The organism is Shewanella vaxholmensis (genome assembly GCF_031932135.1).
GTDB classification, from domain to species: Bacteria; Pseudomonadota; Gammaproteobacteria; order Enterobacterales; family Shewanellaceae; genus Shewanella; species Shewanella hafniensis.
Genome location: NZ_JAUOEV010000016.1, coordinates 77750 through 96490, shown reverse-complemented (window position 1 = coordinate 96490; position 18741 = coordinate 77750). Strand labels below are relative to the sequence as shown.

Genomic DNA, 18741 nt, shown 5'->3' with positions numbered 1-18741 from the left:
TAAGTTTGGTTTAAAAGAGTAAACAAGTGCGTTGAATATGAAAAGCTTTTAGAATTGTCAGTCATACACATGAGTTGAAACTGAATGGGGCAATATGGCTAAGATCATGGTAACTGGCGCGACTGGGCTACTCGGCCGAGCTGTTGTAAAACAGCTTGAATTAACGGGACATGAGGTTGTGGCCACAGGTTTTAGCCGCGCAAGTGAGCGAGTGCATAAACTCGATCTGACAGCCCCTTTGGCTGTCGAGGCATTTATCGCCCGCGAGCAACCGCAAGTCATAGTGCACTGCGCCGCCGAGCGTCGCCCCGATGTGTCGGAGCAAAATCCGCAGGCGGCATTGGCACTTAACTTAACCGCCAGCCAAGCCCTCGCTATGGCAGCTAAGGCCAATAATGCTTGGCTTATCTATATCTCCACCGACTATGTGTTCGATGGCACTCAGCCTAAGTACGCCGAAGATGCTGCCACTCATCCTGTTAATTTTTATGGTGAATCTAAGCTAAAGGGCGAAGAAATAGTGCTTAACACGAGTGCTGATTTTGCCGTGCTACGCTTGCCAATCCTTTACGGCCAAGTAGAGAAGCTGAGTGAATCTGCTGTGCTAGTGCTGGTTAACCAATTGATTGATCGTCGGGCTCAGGGTGTCGATCATTGGGCCGTGCGAAGTCCAACCTCGACCGCCGATATTGCCCAAGCCATAGACAAGATGATTGCACAGCATATTGAAGCGCCTATCGTGCAGGGGATTTATCACTTTAGCGCCGCAGAGACTATGACTAAGTATCAGATGCTACTGACTCTTGGGGATATTCTCCAACTCAGTACGGCGCACTTAACGCCTGAGTCGACACCGACGGATAATGCCAAACGGCCAAGGGACTGTAGCTTGAGTTGTGCACGTTTAGCGACGCTCGGTATTCGCTCCGACATTGATTTCGCCACGGGTGCTCGCCAAGCATTAACGCAATCGAGTGGCGCACTGGCCGCACTCGGACTCACACTGTAGGAATGGCTATGGCTAAGATCTTAGGGACCAGTCTACAGGCCGCCGACCAAGTCGCATTACTGCGAACCTTAGGTTTGCTGCTGCAAATTGGCTTAACCATGTTTGCCGCCGACACCTTTGGTCTTAGCCTGCAAATGGAGCCGTTAGTGCATGTGTTAGTGCTGGAGGTGTTATACCTGTCACTCACATTGGCGCTACGTAAACCCTTGTTTGCCAAGGAGCGTGGCCTCTTTATCGCGCTCAGTTTAGACACACTGTTTTGGATCTCTTGGCTGCACTTTTCCGGCGGCGCGACTAATGCGTTTATCTCGTTATTACTGCTGCCGATTGCACTTGCGGCTGTGACTTTGCCAATCTGGGCGCCTTGGGCACTGACGGCTATTTCAACCTTAGCCTACAGCCTGATGATTTTTACTGTGCCCGAATCCCCCATGCAGCACCACGGTATGGACATGAGTTCCCACTATTTAGGCATGTGGTTTAATTTTGTGATTTCAGCTTTGGTGATGACAACCAGCGTGGCGTTAATCACTAAACGTATGCGCCGCCAAGACGCACAGTTAGCTTATATGCGCGAGGGGCAATTACGTCAGGAACAACTCTTGGCCCTAGGCACGGCATCGGCGCAGATGGCGCATCAATTAGCCACACCGCTTTCGAGCCTGAGGTTGTTACTCGATGAAGTCAAAGAAGATATGAGCGGCACTTCGATAACGGTTGTCGAGATGGAGACTGCGTTAGGCCGCTGTGAACATACACTCACCGAGCTGCGATTAGCGACGGAGTCGATCCGCGATCGCCGCCAGCGGCCACAAAAGATCGCTGAGCTGGTGGACGGTTTAAAGCAGAAAACCTTGCTGCTCATGCCGCAGACCGAACTGAACTGGCTGTTTACCTGTGCGCCTGAGCAACTGGCAGAGCAAAGCATTCTGACCGATATGAGTCTAACGCCTGCGATCATGGCTTTGATTGAAAATGCCGCCCGCGCTAGTGTCGAAACCCTAGGTGCGCCGCAGGTGGATATCAGCTTAGATATAGCGCCAAGTGAAGCTCAGATCTACTTGCAGATCCGTGATTATGGCGCTGGTATCGCGCCCTCTTTATTGCCGCAATTGGGTACCTTATTAATTGAGAGTCCCAAGGGCTTAGGTGTTGCGCTGCTACTCAGTCACGCGAGCCTAGAGCGTTTGGGCGCAGAATTGATTCTGGCCAATCATCCCCAAGGCGGAACTGTGGCACAAATTCGCTTTACGATTCTCAAGGACAAAGCGGCATCGTTATCGCCCAACACTAAGGCTGCTGACGGAGTCAGATCATGAAACGTTTGTTAATCGTCGAGGATGACTTTTCTCTGGCGAGTATTTTAGGCCGACGGCTCACGCGCCACGGCTTTGAGTGCCGCCTAACCCATGATGCCAGCGATGCGCTGCTGGTGGCGCGGGAGTTTCGCCCTAGCCACATTTTGTTGGACATGAAACTTGCCGAAGCTAATGGCTTAGGGTTAATTGTGCCACTGCGTAATCTGCTGCCTAAAGTGACCATGGTGTTGCTCACCGGCTACGCCAGTATTGCCACTGCGGTGGAAGCGATTCGCCTTGGCGCCGATAATTATTTAGCTAAACCTGTGGATACTCAAACCTTACTCGCCGCGCTGGAAATGGCAGGGCATTCCCATACCCTTCAAGAGGATGAAATCGATGACTCGCCCCTCAATCCTAAGCGTTTGGAGTGGGAACACATTCAGCAAGTACTTAATGCCAACCAAGGCAATGTGTCCGCCACCGCCCGCCAATTGGGGATGCATCGTCGCACCTTACAACGTAAGTTACTCAAAAAACCTGTGGGTGAAAGTGGACATTTGAAGTAACGCATTATTCTCGCATGCTGGCCAGTGAAGCTGACTCAAGCACATGAAATAAGGATGCTAACGGGATTGAGGCCGGCTTAGTGCACCGCATTTACGCATAAAAAATGCCACTCAAAAAAGGCTGAGTGGCATTAACAAGAAACGAGAAGTTTATCGATAAATTGGCGCTAGGATTTTACGCTAGCACCACGATACGATTATCTTATGCGATTAAAAGTTAACGGTTTCTTCGTTTGAGCAAGGGCCGTTAGTTTCACACACTTTATAGCTGAAGCTAGTGCCAGCTAGGTCAGTGAAACGGTCAATAAACGACGAATTGCTTGAAGTACCTACCGCAACGCCGTTACGGAAGATAGTGTACTCATCAGCGTTATGACCTTCCCATGCGAGTGCAACACGAATGCTGCCGCGACGAGATTTGTTAGCGTTTTTCACTGTCATTTCTAACGCCACTTCTGGCACTTCAACTGCAAATTCTTCAGAAGTGCTTGCTGTTGCGCCATCGTTGTCAGTCACAGTCAATGTCACTGTGTAGTTGCCTGACTGAGCATACTGATGATTTACACTTGCGCCTGAAGCAGTCGTGCCATCACCGAAACTCCAGCTCCATGCAACGACATCACCATCGCTGTCAGTACTGGTGCTAGTGAAGCTACCGTTACCGTTGGCAAAGCTTGCCGTAAAGCCCGCTGTTGGATCTTGGTTTGGTATCTCATCGCCACCGTCATAAGCACCCACTAGGCTCACACCTGTGTAGCTGCTATAGCCACTGACCATGACCCAATAAGTTCCTGTTTGGGCTGGATCGATAGGGCAGCTTTCGGCATTACCGGCTTTGTATGGACGGCAATCATAGCTACTAGAGGTAGGAGCTTGGCCGAATTTAACATACATGTCCGCATCACCCGTGCCGCCTGACATATTAAAGCTCAGGTTGGTTGCACCGCTCGCTACGTCGAGTTTGTAGTATTGTTTGCTACCAGATGCACCCGCTAAACCTGTCACAGCGACACCGTTCGCGAGCTCAGTGGCTTCTGGTGGTGGCGGTGGTGGTGGCGTTTCACAAGGTGTGATACCTACTGCAGCAAACGCAGTAACCACATCGTCAGCACTTAAGCCTAAGTCAGTCGCCGCAGATTTAACGCCACAAGCGCCTTGCCAGAACAAGCTGTCAGCCGTCCAATATAATTGGTTAGCAACCACAAATGTTTGGAATGCAGTGCGTGTATCCCAGCCCGGTAAGTTTGCGAGTGTGTAGAAGGCTTTGTTGAAGACACCTGAACTGTGGTGTACGTCGATGCCATCATAGTAATCGTCGATATTGCCGATTGAGATTCCGTCTAAGGTTGGATCTGCCATGTAACGCAGTGCGCCATTGCCTTTAAAGATATCAGCGCCGACTAACCAGTCGTTCGTGCCGTGCATGTAAAATTCAGCAGCTTCACCCGCCATATCTGAGAAGGCTTCGTTCATGCCACCAGATTGAGCATCGTAAATCAGACCTGAGTTTTGCTCAGTGAAACCATGGCTCACTTCGTGTGCCGAGACATCTAAGCTCACTAATGGGTAGAAGGTCGTTGCGCCATCACCGAAGGTCATAGCACTGCCGTCCCAGAAGGCGTTTTCGTAGTTGCTGCTGTAGTGAACCCGCATGGTTAACTGGAAAGTTAACGGTGCAGTGTTGTACCACTCGCTATACATGTTGTAGATCACGTTACCAAAATAGTGCGCATCGTTTAATGGCGAGTAAGCACCGTTGATCTCTTTAACTGTATTGCGTGGGCAATTATAAGAGAAGGCTGTTGCGCCTGATGTGGCACCGTTTAAGTTAACGGTTTTCACGTTAGGTGAGTTCATGGTGCAGGTGTCACCACTCACTTCAACGTCTAAGTAAGAAAAATCCGTACCGTATTCGTATTGGCCAGTCTTGATGTTACCGCCAGGACCTGTACCGCTCGCGGCGTGGTTAATCCCTTCCCAACGCTTGAGCACTTCACCTGAGTGCGCGTCAATCATAGTGAATGGACGGCTTGGCTCATCGCCATATACCACAAAAGACGTCACATAAACGAGGCGAGTTTTAGTCGCATCATCCAGGTAAAGCCATAATTTAGCTTGTTTGTTTTCAGCTTTTAGGCCTGCAACAGCTTTCTCAGACTTGCCACGAATGGCAATGTCTAATGCTTTGTTAGCCGTTAAAGTGGGTTTGACAAAATCAGCCGACTTTTCAATATTTTTTAATACGCGGCCAGACATGTCGCTGTAGAAGCCCATGCTCGATTGTGACGTTGCAACAGAGAAACCATAAACAGGCACGTCATGGAAATATTGTTGTAAACGTTGTTTCTGCTTGCCTTGACCTAGGTCGAGTTTTTTCTCGACTTTGAGTTGGCTACCTGCGTCTAAGTTGAACTGAGACACTAAGTTATTGCTTGAAGACGCGCTTCTGAGTGTGCCGACATCGACAACATCAGCAGCAAATGCTGATGTGCCTAACGTGGCCGACACAGCAATGAAGAGTAGCGACAGTTTTTTGTTTAGCATCATGCTTAAAATCCTTTTTCCGTTTGTCATTAACGTTGGAATGCCATACTGCTTAACTGGCTCGGGCGAGCGTTTTTTTATTGTAATTTCTACAGGGTCGTCGGCATCCCTCTGCCATGGCCGAATAGAATGAGCTGCTGCTCAGGCGGGAATTCTCAGATTTGTATTCTGTGCAAAGCGTGAATAACCGCATGACTCTAGATGTTATTTAAATGTAAAAGTGTTAACAATCGTACAAAGGAACTATCTTCAGCATTCATTTAGGTGCTTTTAAATTTGAATTAGGACTTTTGGGTAATAGCGATTTAGCCTAGTCAAATGGCGGGCTTTGTGAGTTGTAAAAAGTGCTTTATTGATGAATTTTCATTGGTTTAGGCTGGAACTGTTGGCGAGGTTAAGCGGGTAATTTCTAGGTGGGTGATTTTTAAGTGGGTAGATTTAAGGATTAGCGGTACTCTTGGGCATAACCCTTTTTTAAGGGCAAAGATCCATCGCTTTGCCGGATTCATTTTGAAAAATGCACTTTGCAAGAGCCATTTGAAAGATGCCCTTTGAAATATGTTCGTTGCAAGAGCCCGCCCGCGTCGCGCGACTTGGCTCACTGTTCAGCTTATTTCACCAAGGTAACTCAGTGCCATCGTAGGCAAAAAAACGGCCTGTTTGTGCCGGAGTGGCATTGGCAATGATCGGCAGCAAGCAGTTGGCGACATACTCAGGTGTAAACAGTTTGCCTTGAGGCACACTCTGTTGAAAGGGTTGAGACAATGGCGTATCTGTGGTGCCCGGATGCAGGGATAACACCACGCAGTGTTTCATGTTCCGCTGCCACTCAATCGACAGTGTTTTGAGAAACATATTCAGCGCGGCCTTTGAGGCGCGATAGCTGTACCAGCCACCTAATCTGTTATCGGTAATGCTGCCGACTTTCGCCGATATCACGGCAAATCTTGCTGAGTCACTTTGTTTTAAGGCATGGCAGAAGTGCTTAGCCAGCATGACGCTGGGTAGGGTATTGAGCGTTAAATTGTGCTGGAAAAAGTCGATATCCAGAGATTGTAGGCTTTTTTCTGGCCCTTTATCTTGGGTGTGTAAAATCCCGACACAGTTAATAAGCCAATCTAATTCAGTAAGTTGTTCACTCAGCTGTTTAATCTCGGCCTCATTGGTCACATCTAGCGCATGCCATTGGATATTATTCTGCCTGTCTTGGGGAAGATGATGCCTGTAGGTGGCGTGCACTGTGGCGTCGGGATATGTCTCTTGGACTTGCTTAACCATAGCTTGACCAATACCCCCACTTCCACCGACGATAAGTACTTTCATAGCAAACTCTCCCTATCCAAATCTCTATATCAAACTTTCCATATCAAACTCTCTATATCCAAGAGTCACGCTTAGGCTTAGTACAAATGCTAAGCACTAACACTCAGTGCTAATGGTTCAGCTATAAACGGTTTAGATTAACGAGGTTGTGTTCGGCTGTGGCTAATATGGCGTGCCTTACGGACTCGTCCATTTTGTCCCAAGTCTGGTACAGCATGCCGATCCTGGGGTTCTGCGACAATCTTGCGCGGTGTTTGTCCATAAAGCGCCAATAAAAGCTATTGAACGGGCAGGCAAGTGCGCCGCTGCGCTCTTTTATCTTGTAATGACAGCCGCTGCAATAATCACTCATTTTATTGATGTAAGAACCGCTGGCGGCGTAGGGTTTAGTACCGACAATACCCCCGTCGGCAAACAAGGCCATGCCGCGAGTGTTGGGCATTTCAACCCATTCTATGGCGTCAACATATACGCCTAAATACCACTCATCGACTTGATTTGGCTCGATTTCGGTTAATAAACAAAAATTGCCGATCACCATTAAGCGCTGAATATGATGGGCGTAGGCAAAATCTAATGATTGGGATAACGCTTGTCGCATGCAGTTCATTTTAGTGTCGCCATGCCAAAAATAATCGGGCAGCGTCCCATGGGCATTGAGCGCGTTAGTGCTGGCGTACTGCGGCATATTGGCCCAGTAAATGCCGCGAACGTATTCTCGCCAACCTAATATCTGCCGCACAAATCCTTCGATTTGGGCGATATCAATTTCAGCATTGGTTTGATAGCTGTCGATGGCCGCATTGATGACTTCTAACGGGCTGATTAATTTGCTGTTAAGGCTGAATGATAGTCGACTATGGTACAAGCTCCACTTGGCGGGATGTTGCGCTGTCATGGCATCTTGAAAGCGGCCAAAGGATGGCAAGCAAACCTGACAAAAATACGTCAATAGTGTGAGGCTTTGCGCACGGTTTATCGGCCACAGCAATGGCGCATCAATGCGACCCATGGTCGGGATTTGGTGACGCTCAAGACGTGCGAGAATTTCAGTTACATCGAGGCTAAACATTAATGGCTCAGGCAAGACTTTTATATCCTGAGTTTTAAGCTTTTGACGGGTTGCTGGCATCAAAGTTCCATTGCCCACCGAGTGGCTTTCCTTCTTGCATCAAGATGTTGAAGCGTTTACGCATACGGCGATAAAAGTGCTCCATCATAATGTGTTTGCCGACGGGGAACTGCGCATCGATTTCGTCAAACGGCAAGATAAAATGCTCTGTATCGACACAGTTCACCACGGCGGTGTTGAGCTTAAGCTGACTCAATTGCTCAAGCAGGCGGTATTCATCTGGCCTTTGGTATTCAAACTTGATCGCGCCTACCTGCGTCACTTGATGTTGAATGAGCCCCAGTAGATCGCTATAGCCCTGAGTGTTATTGAAGGTGTCATCAAGGGTGAGATAGAGCACTTGATGCCCTTGCGCCCGCAGCTCTTGGGCAAATTGCGCCATTGCCGCAAAGAAGGCGCATATCTTTTGCACATGATGGGTCACATAAGTGTTTTCTTGGTGTAATTCTGCAATCACATACAGCACTTGCTCATCAACACGGTTAAACCAAGAATGCTGGGCATTGAGTTGATCGCCTAAAATTAACCTGACTGTATGGAATTGCTGTAATTGCATTAAGTGGACTCGTTGAATGACAATTTTCAATTGAGGGTTACGGTTAAATGGGGGATTGGGATCAATCTGAAGGTAGCTCTACAGGGGGAAGTTTTTATAGTTGTGATTTGGGATTGCTTAACTTCTTTGAATACCTAATCAGGTTAAATTATTTTAAAGCAAAGTCGTGGGGCTTCACCCCACACCCGACCAAGGAGGACTGCTCGTCCTATCCTCCTTGCCTATTGTTTTCACATCAGCCAAGACGTCCCTAACGGAGTTACATGCATTAGTTACTGGTTTCGTGCTTATTCGAAAATCGCTAACGCTTCCGATGGGGCGTCCCTTCCCCCCGAAAGCTACGCAGACGTCCTGTCTGCGTCACGCGCTATCCTTTTAATAAAGAGTCTTCAACGCCCTTCAGCAACTTCGCAGGGGAAGGTGAACTTCTTAAGGTTTAGTGTTGTTTGTTCGTATTTAAAAAGAGCACCAACACTCAATTTTTCTAAAATTTAACAATGGGCGCCTAAGTAAAACAATTTTTCATTATTGGTTTCTACGGACAGGGAGTTGCTTTGATTGCCACGTAAAGATTAAAGTTGGTTTGAAGCTATGATTGGAGTTTTAACTGTATGAGCAAAAAGCCAAAATCGAATCTTATTGACCAATCATTGACGCAAGTTAATAGGGACATTTTATCCGACATAGCTGAAATATCGCTTGATACTACAATGAAAAAATTTGCAGCAGACCAAGAGCTTCTTAGAGAGCTTCCTGTAATAAAATGGCTGGTTGCTGCCAATAGTGTGTGGAACTCGGTTCATAATGCACATTTTCTTAAGAAGTATGCGAGCTTTATTGGTCAAGTTTCAGCCGAACATATAACTAAAGAAGATGTACTTTTGCTAAATGAAGATGTGCTATCTGCTGATGTTATTGAAAAAATAACTGAAAATACGTTGATTTATATTGACCGCTATCATGATGTGCTTAAAGCAAAACTACTTGGGCAGTTATTTGTTGAAACCTTTGTAAATTATAAGTTTTCAGTTGATGAATATAATTCTTTGATGTTCAGTATTGACTCCATACACCCGTTCGAAGGTATACCAAGGCTTAAAGCATTTTATCAATACCAAGTTCAAGTTGATGAAGCTTTGAATGATGAGGGTAAAGAGGAGATTTTGGGGAAACAGGCACAGTTGGGTTACCAACCATTAGTTATGTCTGGATTGCTAAATTTGCCAATGGGAGGCTCTTATTTCGGAGATTTCGGGGGCGCGTCAATCAATAAACTGGGATTAAAATTCTACGAACTGGTGATTCTAAAGGCCATTGGTTAATGGTTAGTTTTATTTCTCGGATAAAAGTAGGGCATGCATAACTCTCTTGGAATTACGGCCAACACCGAAGTTACAGAATACACATCCCCTCGGAGTTGCCGCAGGGCATTAGCGTTCGTTGCGTGAGTCCGGTCATGGATAATGGAATGGACCCATCCACTTTTAATCGGCCTCACAGTGGGCCACGATGTAGTCGCTAAAACTCATCAGAAAGAGGACGGGTCCACTTATGAAGATTACTACAATTGGTTTAGATATCGCAAAGTCTGTTTTTCATGCTGTTGGTGTCGATAAAGCAGGCAAGTTAATCAAAAAGAAAATGCTTAGACGCAAGGACTTACTTCCCTTTCTTGCTCAAATTGAGCCGTGTCTGATTGTGATGGAAGCCTGTGGTGGAGCAAATTACTGGGCCAGAGAATTTGAGCTGTTGGGCCATAACGTCAAGCTAATCGCACCTCAATTTGTGGTGCCTTTTCGGCAAGGTAATAAAAATGACTACAACGATGCGCTAGCCATCGCTGAAGCTGCGCAGCGACCCAACATGCGGTTTGTAAACCCCAAAAGCGTCGAGCAGCAAGATGTGCAACTGCTCCACCGCATGCGCGAAAGATTAACTAAGCAATCAACTGCCTTAATCAACCAAGTGCGAGGCATGTTAGCAGAATACGGCATTGTGATAGCCAAGAGTAAATCGGCTTTTAAAGTACAGTTTCCAGATATTTTAGCGGATGAAACCAATGCGCTGACCACCAAAGGTCGGGCAATTTTTTATCAGTTATATGAAGAGTTTCGTGATATAGAGAAACGGCTTAAGGGTTGTGATGCACAAGTGCTCACTGAAACTAAAAACAATGTGATTTGCCAGCGTTTAGAAACTATCCCAGGTATTGGTCCAGTCACCGCTACCGCCTTTTATGCCGCCGCAGGTGATGGTAAAGATTTCAGTAATGGTAGACACTTTTCAGCTTGGTGTGGCTTGGTTCCCAAGCAACACAGCAGTGGAGGTAAAGATAACCTCCTTGGAATAAGCAAGCGGGGAAATGCTTACTTACGTACCCTGTTCATCCACGGCGCCAGAGCTGTGTTACAGCACAGTTGTCATAAACAGGATAAATTTAGTTGCTGGGCAATCCAGTTAGCAGAGCGCCGAGGTTTTAACCGAGCCTGTGTGGCCGTCGCCAATAAGCTCGCGAGAATGGCATGGGTTATCGCGGCGCGTAACGAAGAGTATCGGCTTCCAGTATAGAACTGCATTTATTTTTAATGATTAACCAACCAGCAAGTTGCTATGACACTTGATTTGATGATGAGACAGTCAGACTGATCTACTGAAAACCTTACGGAGGCATAGGCTCATTACGAAGCCGCAAGGATGATAAGGACAGTAGAAGCAGATATCCATCAGGGCCAGAGGCATACCTCAATAACAGGCCGAATATATGGGTGCAATGAACTCTTCTCAAAATCGCTATCGAATGTCTTGCAAACCGGATGGGTCCATATATGCCGAGATAGCGTCAGTCGAATCAGGGACGAGCGTCTGACGCGATAGCATAAGAACGCTAAATGCCCAAGGGGCTTTCAACTCCGTTGGGGGCGTCTTGGAGCATCCAAGGAGGATAGGACGAGCAGTCCTCCTTGGTCGGGTGTGGGGTGAAGCCCCACGACTTTAATTCGATTAGTTGTACTTTATATTCATTGCGATCAGCGGTTCGCGGGAGGCTTTTTCGGCGCGTAGGCGGGCGAGGTATTTTTCCCATAGATCCACTTGGTGGGTGGCGAGATCGTAGAGTACTTTCCACGAGAATAGGCCTGTGTCGTGGCCGTCATCGAAGACGATTTTTACTGCGTAGTTACCGACGGGTTCTATGGCACTGATGTTGACGTTTTTCTTGTGGGTGACCAGCTTTGGATTGCCGTGACCATGCACTTCTGCCGAGGGCGAGTAGACTCTGAGCATCTCGCAGCTGAGCTGATATTGCTCACCATTGTCGAAACTGACTTCTAGAATGCGTGATTTACGTTTCAGTTTAAGATCGGTGACATTGGGCGTTGCTGTGGTCATAGGTTGGCTACCAAGAAAATGCTAAGGATAGGATAACGACTCATTAAAATAACACCTGACTAATGTAACCGCTGGCGGCCAAGGATACAAAGGGTAAGCTAGGGTCGCCTAGCGTTTGAAGCCGACTTTTCGGTTGAGTCACACTTTTGCATTTGAGTCGCCGTTCACCGCCAAGTCGTTTGGGCTTGGCGGTGAACGGGTTTTGCACTAGAGGATAAAGCGGCTGAGATCTTCGTCTTGGACTAAGTTGTCTAAGTGGGCGCTGACATAGTCGGCGTCGATAACAAAGGCGGAGCCCGATTTTTCCGATGCCTCGTAGGAGATATCTTCCATCAGCTTTTCCATCACAGTATGTAAACGACGGGCGCCGATATTTTCGGTGCGCTCGTTCACTTGCCATGCGGCTTTTGCAATGCTGTCGATGCCCGATTCGCTGAATTCAACTTTCACGCCTTCTGTGTTCATCAGCGCGATATATTGCTCGGTGAGTGAGGCGTGTGGCTCGGTCAGAATGCGTTTAAAATCATTGGCTGATAGTGCATCTAACTCAACACGGATCGGCAAACGACCTTGTAATTCAGGAATTAAATCCGACGGTTTAGACATCTGGAATGCGCCAGAGGCGATAAACAGTATGTGGTCGGTTTTTACCATGCCGTGTTTTGTGGTAACAGTGCAGCCTTCGATGAGCGGCAGTAAGTCACGTTGCACGCCTTCACGGGAAACGTCTGGGCCTGAGGTTTCGCCGCGCTTACAGATTTTGTCTATCTCGTCGAGGAACACTATGCCGTGTTGCTCAACCAATTCAATGGCTTGCTCTTTTAAATCTTCCTGATTGACCAGTTTTGCCGCTTCTTCTTCGATCAACAGCTTGAACGCTTCTTTGATTTTCATTTTGCGACGTTTTGCCGGTGCTTGGCCCATGTTTTTAAACAGGCTTTGCAGCTGGTTAGTCATTTCTTCCATGCCGGGTGGCGACATGATTTCGACGCCGATTTGTGGCTGTGCCACATCTATATCGATTTCTTTATCGTCTAATTGACCTTCGCGCAGTTTTTTGCGGAACACTTGACGGGTGTTTGAGCTGGAATCGGTTTCTGTGCTTTCCCAGTCATTTTTAGGTTTAGGCAGCAAGGCATCAAGAATGCGCTCTTCGGCGTGTTCTTCAGCGCGTTGACGGCATTTACCCATTTGCTGTTCACGGGTCAGCTTGATGGCGATGTCGGTTAAGTCACGGATGATTTGCTCGACTTCTTTACCGACATAACCCACTTCGGTGAACTTAGTCGCTTCAACTTTGATAAAAGGCGCGTTGGCGAGCTTTGCTAAACGGCGGGCAATTTCAGTTTTACCTACGCCAGTTGGGCCAATCATCAGGATGTTTTTTGGGGTGACTTCTTGACGAAAATCCGCATCAAGTTGCATACGGCGCCAGCGATTACGTAGAGCGACAGCGACAGAACGTTTGGCCTTTTGTTGACCAATAATATGTGCATCCAGCTCGTGGACAATCTCACGGGGGGTCATTTCAGACATAATATTCCTCACGGGCTGTTTAGTAATTGAGTTCTTCAATCGTTTTGAATTGATTGGTAAATACGCAAATGTCGCCCGCAATTGTTAAGGACTTTTCAGCAATTTCTAGCGCAGACAATTCGGTATTTTGCAGTAGGGCGAGCGCCGCAGCTTGGGCATAATTACCGCCTGAACCTATGGCAACTAAGTCATATTCTGGCTGTACGACATCACCGTTACCTGTGATGATCAGCGAGGCTTCGGCATCCGCAACAACGAGCATGGCTTCGAGTTTTCGTAGCATACGATCGGTACGCCAATCTTTGGCGAGCTCAACGGCTGAGCGCAATAAATGGCCTTGGTGCATTTCGAGTTTGGCCTCAAAACGCTCGAATAGGGTGAAAGCATCGGCGGTGCCGCCTGCAAAACCAGCCAGTACCTTGTTGTGATATAAGCGACGCACTTTTTTGGCGTTACCTTTCATCACGGTATTGCCTAGGGAGACTTGGCCATCGCCGGCGATGACAACTTGATTATTACGGCGTACTGATACGATAGTGGTCACAATGAATCCTCTTCTCTGGCCCGCAATGACAAATCATGCGGTGGATGATGCAGTAGATATGGGGATAGATGACAATAATTCAAGTTATAGCGAGAAAAGCCAAAGGAGTTTGCGAACTTTCGCGCTCCTTTAGCAATAAAAATAAGCGCTTATTGGGAAAGTGTGGATCGACCTACAATAGTGCGGCCATCGAAGGGATAGTATTTTAAATCCCAGTTTTCACTGCCTAAACGACGATCATCTGAGACATAATTGAAATAGCAAAAGGTATTTGGATTAGTTATTGGGCCGCCACTGTACCAATAAACAATGTCAGTGTTGGGTACTTGCTGCCAGTCGAAGTGATTAGCTAGGACAAATTCATTGTTTCCAATTAGGTTGTGCCATAGCTCACCGCAAAACTCGCCCTGTAATTGGGTTCCTGCATTACTGCTACTTGCTGTATCGATACCGAGTGGAAATCCAGTGGAGGTTGAATCTATTTTTCCATCACCATAACAGGCGAGATCTTGGATATAACCAGAGTGACCGCCCGCAAGCCAACAACTGTGGTAAAGCTTAACACCAGAGGTAAAGGCCGCAAATGCGGTTTTGGCTCTGGCATCGTGAGCATCTTGGCCTAGGTTTAAAAACCGTGGTGCTGCGACCACGGCCAAGATCCCAAGGATGATAATGACCACAACCAGTTCTATTAATGTAAAACCCTTCGATGACTGCAAACGACTCATATTGCTCACCTATCTGTTAGAGGAGGGTATTCTAACGGAACTTCGATTCGCAATCAGTAAGTCATTGATAGTATTTATTTGTTTAACATTCTGTTTAACGTTTTGGTTACATGAACTCAAATAGAAGCGGGCAAGCCGCAAAATGGCAAGCCATCACTTCATCTTTCAATGCCATCTGCCGAATGTAAACGACTTATAAAGCGGTTTCGTCTATGACGCGGTAGCGGGTTTGTACATAGCCATTGTCGTATTGCTGTGTGTGGATGGGCATTAATTGAAGCGCTTGAGCTAAGTCGCCAAAGAGGGGAATACCTTTACCCAGTAAAGTGGGGATGCGAGTGAGAGTGAGTTCCTGAATTAGCCCTGCCGCTAAAAAGCCTTGGATTGTTTGGCCGCCATCGATATAGAGATGTTTAAAGCCACGGGTTTTGAGTTGTTCGCTAATGCTTGCCGCATCGCCATTTAGCACTTGTACGTGCTCACTTAACGCCGACGGCACAGTTACACCGCTGCGGCTTAATACAAATACTGGGATATTTGCATAAGGCCAATCACAATCGAAGGAGAGGACTTTCTCAAAGCTTTTACGTCCCATTACAATCGCATCGACAGTGTCGATAAAGGCATGATAACCAAAGTCTTCATCGGGATTTGTACTGGGATGCTGGTTTAAAAAGTCGATATCCCCATCGGGAGTGGCGATATAGCCGTCGAGGGTCGCGGCAATAAAAACGGAGGCTTTCATTTATCTTCCTTAATGCTATTTTCGAGCGTGTTTCTCTAGTGATTCTTTTAGTGCCTGTTGCTGAGCGAGGCAGTCTTGTTTTGCTTTGCCCGACATATCGTTACACGTTTGACCTTTATCTGGGCCTTCTAATATGGCGGCTGCAACATAAACAGCGGCATCGGCTGCATTGCATTCTTGTTTGCTGTAGGGGGAATTTGTATCACATTTTGAATTAAGCGGCCCAACGCAGCCACTCATACAGGTCAAGGCTAAGGCGCTAAAACTGAGTAATATTAAAGGTTTGAACATTCGCTCTTCCATGATTCTTATTATTTGAGACGGTTGGAAAGTATATAACTGCTTTGCAGACGGAGCTAGAACTGGAATGTTCCATTTCCACTTTGGTTGTTATCTCGGAGTAAGGCATTCGCGGATGGGAGAAAAAATCCCCGAGGGCATAGTTACCCTCGGGTGGAGGTTCAAAAAGCAGTGGATTTCTTGAGCGCCTGCGGGGCACAAAGGAAGGAACCTATGGCGTGATTGTGCGGGCTGATACGATATTTAACAAAGCCAAATGCACAAACTGCGACAGCTTGTCGCAGGCTGGATGAAAACTGTGTAGTTACGGTATCTTGAATGGTCGGGGTAAAAAGGGTTTAACGGTTAAATCCTTATGCGTGGCGAGAAGGCGTCGCGATTGTTTAGCGACTATGGGTCACTGACTTATAAGACTGAATGTAGATTGCCTAAGTGTTGCACTAGCTCTGCCATATTATTCACTTCGAGTTTCTTCATGATTTTTGCGCGGTGCACTTCAATCGTGCGCAAGGATAAAAACATCGCCTCCGAGATTTGCTTGTTAGTCATTCCTTGGATCACATGGGCTAACACTTGCTGTTCGCGCTCGGTCAGTTGGTCAAACTTATGCTGCAGACTTTGCTGCTCGAAGGCCGCTTGGCTTTCACGCTGCGCCTTTTCAATCGCTTGTACTAATGCCTTACCCGATACGGGTTTTTGAAAAAAATCGCAGGCCCCCTTTCGAAAGGCGCTTAACGCCATAGGTAAATCGCCGTGGCCAGTGAGAAATATCACGCCTAGCGGGCTGTGGGTTTCCAATAATTTTTGCTGCACTTCTTGGCCGGTGATTTCCGGCATTCGACTATCTAAAATCACGCAGCCCGCCTGTGATAATGCACAGTGCTCAAGGAAGTCGCGGCCGCTGTTGAAGGTTTGCACTTGATAGCCAAATTGTCCGAGCATAAAGCCCAGTGAATCCAGAATCGCTTCATCGTCATCAACTAAATACAGTGGCAATTTTGTAGACATGGATTTCCTTATGGAGGCGGGAGAGCTATATCAGCTTAAGCCGCGTCTGTGCTTGGCTCAATTTTAAGCCTAGGTCTTGGGAGGTGCATCACTAAATTAGCCGATTATCTTAGGGCAGAAACCAGAGTTTGGCGGCATTTCACAGCTTGATTTTTATCTGCGAGTTAAAGTCGTTTAATAGCATATAAGGCAAGGTAATAGCGGCGATGGCGACGGGCTCTTGGTGTAAAGCGGTAGTGATGGGATTATGCCTAAGTGTCATTGGGCTCAGTCAGTCCTATGCCGATGACGTGCCGCAGGTGAACCACTTTAGAGTCGGAGTGTTGGCAAATCACGGTGTGTTACAAGCCAAGCAGCGTTGGCAACCTATGATGGATTATCTGACTGAACAAGTGCCCAATAGCCATTTTGAAGTGGTGCCCGTCGACTTTAATGGCATGCGTAGCCAGTTACTCGGCCATGATTTGCAGTTTATCGTCACCAACCCCGGGCAATATCTGCATTTAAGCAATAACTTCCCGCTGTCTTGGCTTGCGACGATGAAGAGCCGCAAGCATCAAGGCAGCACTTTTACCATAGGCGCAACCATTATCGTCCGCGCCGATAGCCCAATCCGCACCCTGCAGGATTTGCGCGGGCGCAATGTGGTAGCTAGTGATCCGCAGGCATTAGGCGGGTATCAGGCGGCCATGGGGCTACTTCATAAAATGGGCTTTTTACCCGAACAGTTTTTTGGGCAAGTGCGCTTTCTCGGTTTTCCATTGGAGCCGCTTGTCTATCAAGTCCGTGACGGCAGCGCCGATGCCGCCATTGCGCCTTTTTGCACCTTAGAGGAAATGATCGCAACGGGTCTCGTTAATCAGGCCGATTATCGGGTGATCCATCCGACTAACCCTTCAGGATATGATTGCGAGGTCAGCACTCAGTTATACCCAAACTGGTCATTCGCTGCGGCGGATACGGTTTCTCCTAAGCTGACGATGGCGATTACCCGCGCCTTATTCGATTTACCCGCCGATCATATTGCAGCAATTACCGCCGATACTTTGGGCTGGACTGCGCCCGTAAGCCAGTTAAAAGTGATTGAGTTATTTAAAGAATTACAACTACAGGGAGCATCACCACCACTTTATCAAACCGTATACAAATGGATGGCAAAAAATAAAGAATGGGGTGGCGCACTGTTGTTAATTTTCATTATTTCCACCATTTATCACCTGTGGCTTGAATATAAGTTTCGCCAGAAAAGTGAGTTTTTAGTTAGCACTGAGCGCCAATTAAAGGACAAGGCACTGCAGCTTGAGCGACTGCAAAGTGCGGCGATTCTTGGGGAAATAGGTGCAGGACTTGCCCATGAACTCAATCAACCCATAGCCGCCATTACCCAATACAGCGAAGGTGCCATGCTGCAACTGGAAAGGCTTGGGCAAGATAATCCGGAACTCTATGATGTACTCGGTAAAATTAATGCGCAGTCGATTCGCGCCGGAGCGGTTGTGCATCGTATTCGCGGTTTACTCAAGCGGCGTCAGGCAAAGACCGAACCTTTAGATATAGTGCCAGTGGTGAAAGAAGCTTTAGCTCTGTTGCGGCGCGAGCTAGACCGAGCGAATGTACAAGTGAATGTGCGAGTGCAGGGTGAGCCCTTTGAACTGATGGGCGATAGCGTTGGTTTAAGTCAAATGTGGGTCAATTTAGTAAAAAATAGCTTAGATGCGTTAGAAACCTGCGGCGATAATCGTGTGCGTCAATTATGGATCGATATCTATTATCATCCGAATGAAATCAAAGTTTTAGTTATTGATAATGGCGAAGGGCTACAGGGGCAGGCGAGTGAGTTGATGGCATCTTTTGCCTCAACCAAAGATGCGGGATTAGGCCTAGGTTTAGCCATCTGTAAGGATGTGGTCACCCGCCATCACGGCAGCATTCAAATCGAAAACTGTCAGCAATCCACGCAAGCTTTACTGCCTTGGCAACAGGGCTGTGTGGTGACAGTCGTACTTCCCAAGGGATAGGGTTATACACTTATGAGCAACCCTTAATGTGCGCATTAGCGGAG

The 18741-nt window shown here is 47.3% G+C and carries 15 protein-coding genes and 1 pseudogene; 6 read left to right on the top strand and 10 right to left on the bottom strand.

Annotated features, from left to right (window positions below; translation table 11 throughout):
- Positions 1 to 94 precede the first annotated feature (94 nt).
- Genes Q4Q46_RS14445 through Q4Q46_RS14435 form a run of 3 tightly spaced genes read left to right on the top strand, consistent with a single transcriptional unit; the run spans position 95 to position 2876 of the window.
- Positions 95 to 1009 carry a dTDP-4-dehydrorhamnose reductase family protein gene (locus Q4Q46_RS14445; RefSeq protein WP_311906308.1) on the top strand — a complete coding sequence of 305 codons (915 nt, stop codon included), beginning with the start codon at positions 95 to 97 and terminating at the stop codon, positions 1007 to 1009.
- Between the two features lie 8 nt (positions 1010 to 1017).
- Entirely contained in the window at positions 1018 to 2328 is a 1311-nt protein-coding gene (locus Q4Q46_RS14440; RefSeq protein WP_311906307.1) for a sensor histidine kinase, read from the top strand.
- Entirely contained in the window at positions 2325 to 2876 is a 552-nt protein-coding gene (locus tag Q4Q46_RS14435; protein WP_311906306.1) for a response regulator transcription factor, read from the top strand. The genes Q4Q46_RS14440 and Q4Q46_RS14435 overlap by 4 nt, the downstream gene beginning before the upstream one ends.
- 210 nt (positions 2877 to 3086) lie before the next feature.
- On the opposite strand, the gene Q4Q46_RS14430 is transcribed toward Q4Q46_RS14435, so the two are convergent.
- The 3 genes and pseudogenes from Q4Q46_RS14430 to Q4Q46_RS14420 form a co-directional block, all read right to left on the bottom strand.
- Positions 3087 to 5423: a M4 family metallopeptidase gene (locus tag Q4Q46_RS14430; RefSeq protein WP_311906305.1), complete on the bottom strand. Its 2337-nt coding sequence runs from the start codon at positions 5421 to 5423 to the stop codon at positions 3087 to 3089.
- Positions 5424 to 6035: 612 nt separating this feature from the next.
- A complete protein-coding gene (locus tag Q4Q46_RS14425; RefSeq protein WP_311906304.1) occupies positions 6036 to 6743 on the bottom strand; it encodes an SDR family oxidoreductase in 708 nt (235 codons plus the stop codon).
- Positions 6744 to 6864: 121 nt separating this feature from the next.
- Positions 6865 to 8431 (bottom strand): annotated as a pseudogene (locus tag Q4Q46_RS14420) (cryptochrome/photolyase family protein).
- Between the two features lie 611 nt (positions 8432 to 9042).
- Between Q4Q46_RS14420 and Q4Q46_RS14415 the strand changes: the two are divergent.
- Both Q4Q46_RS14415 and Q4Q46_RS14410 read left to right on the top strand, forming a co-directional pair.
- Complete coding sequence (locus Q4Q46_RS14415) at positions 9043 to 9753, top strand: hypothetical protein (protein WP_311906303.1); 711 nt, start codon at positions 9043 to 9045, stop codon at positions 9751 to 9753.
- Positions 9754 to 9982: 229 nt separating this feature from the next.
- Entirely contained in the window at positions 9983 to 10999 is a 1017-nt protein-coding gene (locus Q4Q46_RS14410) for an IS110 family RNA-guided transposase (protein WP_311906302.1), read from the top strand.
- 432 nt (positions 11000 to 11431) lie between these two features.
- On the opposite strand, the gene Q4Q46_RS14405 is transcribed toward Q4Q46_RS14410, so the two are convergent.
- From Q4Q46_RS14405 to Q4Q46_RS14375, 7 genes are all read right to left on the bottom strand, one after another.
- Positions 11432 to 11818 (bottom strand): gamma-butyrobetaine hydroxylase family protein, encoded by a 387-nt coding sequence (locus tag Q4Q46_RS14405; RefSeq protein ID WP_006083302.1) that lies wholly within the window; start codon positions 11816 to 11818, stop codon positions 11432 to 11434.
- Between the two features lie 207 nt (positions 11819 to 12025).
- Positions 12026 to 13354: an ATP-dependent protease ATPase subunit HslU gene (gene hslU, locus Q4Q46_RS14400; RefSeq protein ID WP_311906301.1), complete on the bottom strand. Its 1329-nt coding sequence runs from the start codon at positions 13352 to 13354 to the stop codon at positions 12026 to 12028.
- A 19-nt stretch (positions 13355 to 13373) separates the two neighbouring features.
- Positions 13374 to 13898 (bottom strand): ATP-dependent protease subunit HslV, encoded by a 525-nt coding sequence (gene hslV / locus Q4Q46_RS14395; RefSeq protein WP_011918556.1) that lies wholly within the window; start codon positions 13896 to 13898, stop codon positions 13374 to 13376.
- Between the two features lie 149 nt (positions 13899 to 14047).
- Positions 14048 to 14626: a type II secretion system protein gene (locus Q4Q46_RS14390; protein WP_261274000.1), complete on the bottom strand. Its 579-nt coding sequence runs from the start codon at positions 14624 to 14626 to the stop codon at positions 14048 to 14050.
- A 193-nt stretch (positions 14627 to 14819) separates the two neighbouring features.
- A complete protein-coding gene (locus Q4Q46_RS14385; RefSeq protein WP_311906300.1) occupies positions 14820 to 15371 on the bottom strand; it encodes a dihydrofolate reductase family protein in 552 nt (183 codons plus the stop codon).
- 15 nt (positions 15372 to 15386) lie between these two features.
- A complete protein-coding gene (locus Q4Q46_RS14380) occupies positions 15387 to 15662 on the bottom strand; it encodes a hypothetical protein (RefSeq protein WP_006087082.1) in 276 nt (91 codons plus the stop codon).
- A 414-nt stretch (positions 15663 to 16076) separates the two neighbouring features.
- A complete protein-coding gene (locus Q4Q46_RS14375; protein WP_311906299.1) occupies positions 16077 to 16679 on the bottom strand; it encodes a response regulator transcription factor in 603 nt (200 codons plus the stop codon).
- Positions 16680 to 16885: 206 nt separating this feature from the next.
- Here Q4Q46_RS14375 and Q4Q46_RS14370 point away from each other — a divergent pair, with 206 nt between their 5' ends.
- Positions 16886 to 18697: a sensor histidine kinase gene (locus tag Q4Q46_RS14370; protein WP_311906298.1), complete on the top strand. Its 1812-nt coding sequence runs from the start codon at positions 16886 to 16888 to the stop codon at positions 18695 to 18697.
- Positions 18698 to 18741: the final 44 nt, after the last annotated feature.

What these genes read in the sequence shown, in the direction of transcription:
- hslU (WP_311906301.1), bottom strand. Translation starts at nt 13,354, where the DNA reads ATGTCTGAAATGACCCCCCGTGAGATTGTCCACGAGCTGGATGCACAT.
- Q4Q46_RS14380 (WP_006087082.1), bottom strand. Translation starts at nt 15,662, where the DNA reads ATGTTCAAACCTTTAATATTACTCAGTTTTAGCGCCTTAGCCTTGACC.
- Q4Q46_RS14445 (WP_311906308.1), top strand. Translation starts at nt 95, where the DNA reads ATGGCTAAGATCATGGTAACTGGCGCGACTGGGCTACTCGGCCGAGCT.
- Q4Q46_RS14425 (WP_311906304.1), bottom strand. Translation starts at nt 6,743, where the DNA reads ATGAAAGTACTTATCGTCGGTGGAAGTGGGGGTATTGGTCAAGCTATG.
- Q4Q46_RS14415 (WP_311906303.1), top strand. Translation starts at nt 9,043, where the DNA reads ATGAGCAAAAAGCCAAAATCGAATCTTATTGACCAATCATTGACGCAA.
- Q4Q46_RS14375 (WP_311906299.1), bottom strand. Translation starts at nt 16,679, where the DNA reads ATGTCTACAAAATTGCCACTGTATTTAGTTGATGACGATGAAGCGATT.
- Q4Q46_RS14390 (WP_261274000.1), bottom strand. Translation starts at nt 14,626, where the DNA reads ATGAGTCGTTTGCAGTCATCGAAGGGTTTTACATTAATAGAACTGGTT.
- Q4Q46_RS14370 (WP_311906298.1), top strand. Translation starts at nt 16,886, where the DNA reads ATGGCGACGGGCTCTTGGTGTAAAGCGGTAGTGATGGGATTATGCCTA.
- Q4Q46_RS14405 (WP_006083302.1), bottom strand. Translation starts at nt 11,818, where the DNA reads ATGACCACAGCAACGCCCAATGTCACCGATCTTAAACTGAAACGTAAA.
- Q4Q46_RS14385 (WP_311906300.1), bottom strand. Translation starts at nt 15,371, where the DNA reads ATGAAAGCCTCCGTTTTTATTGCCGCGACCCTCGACGGCTATATCGCC.
- Q4Q46_RS14430 (WP_311906305.1), bottom strand. Translation starts at nt 5,423, where the DNA reads ATGATGCTAAACAAAAAACTGTCGCTACTCTTCATTGCTGTGTCGGCC.
- Q4Q46_RS14435 (WP_311906306.1), top strand. Translation starts at nt 2,325, where the DNA reads ATGAAACGTTTGTTAATCGTCGAGGATGACTTTTCTCTGGCGAGTATT.
- Q4Q46_RS14410 (WP_311906302.1), top strand. Translation starts at nt 9,983, where the DNA reads ATGAAGATTACTACAATTGGTTTAGATATCGCAAAGTCTGTTTTTCAT.
- Q4Q46_RS14440 (WP_311906307.1), top strand. Translation starts at nt 1,018, where the DNA reads ATGGCTAAGATCTTAGGGACCAGTCTACAGGCCGCCGACCAAGTCGCA.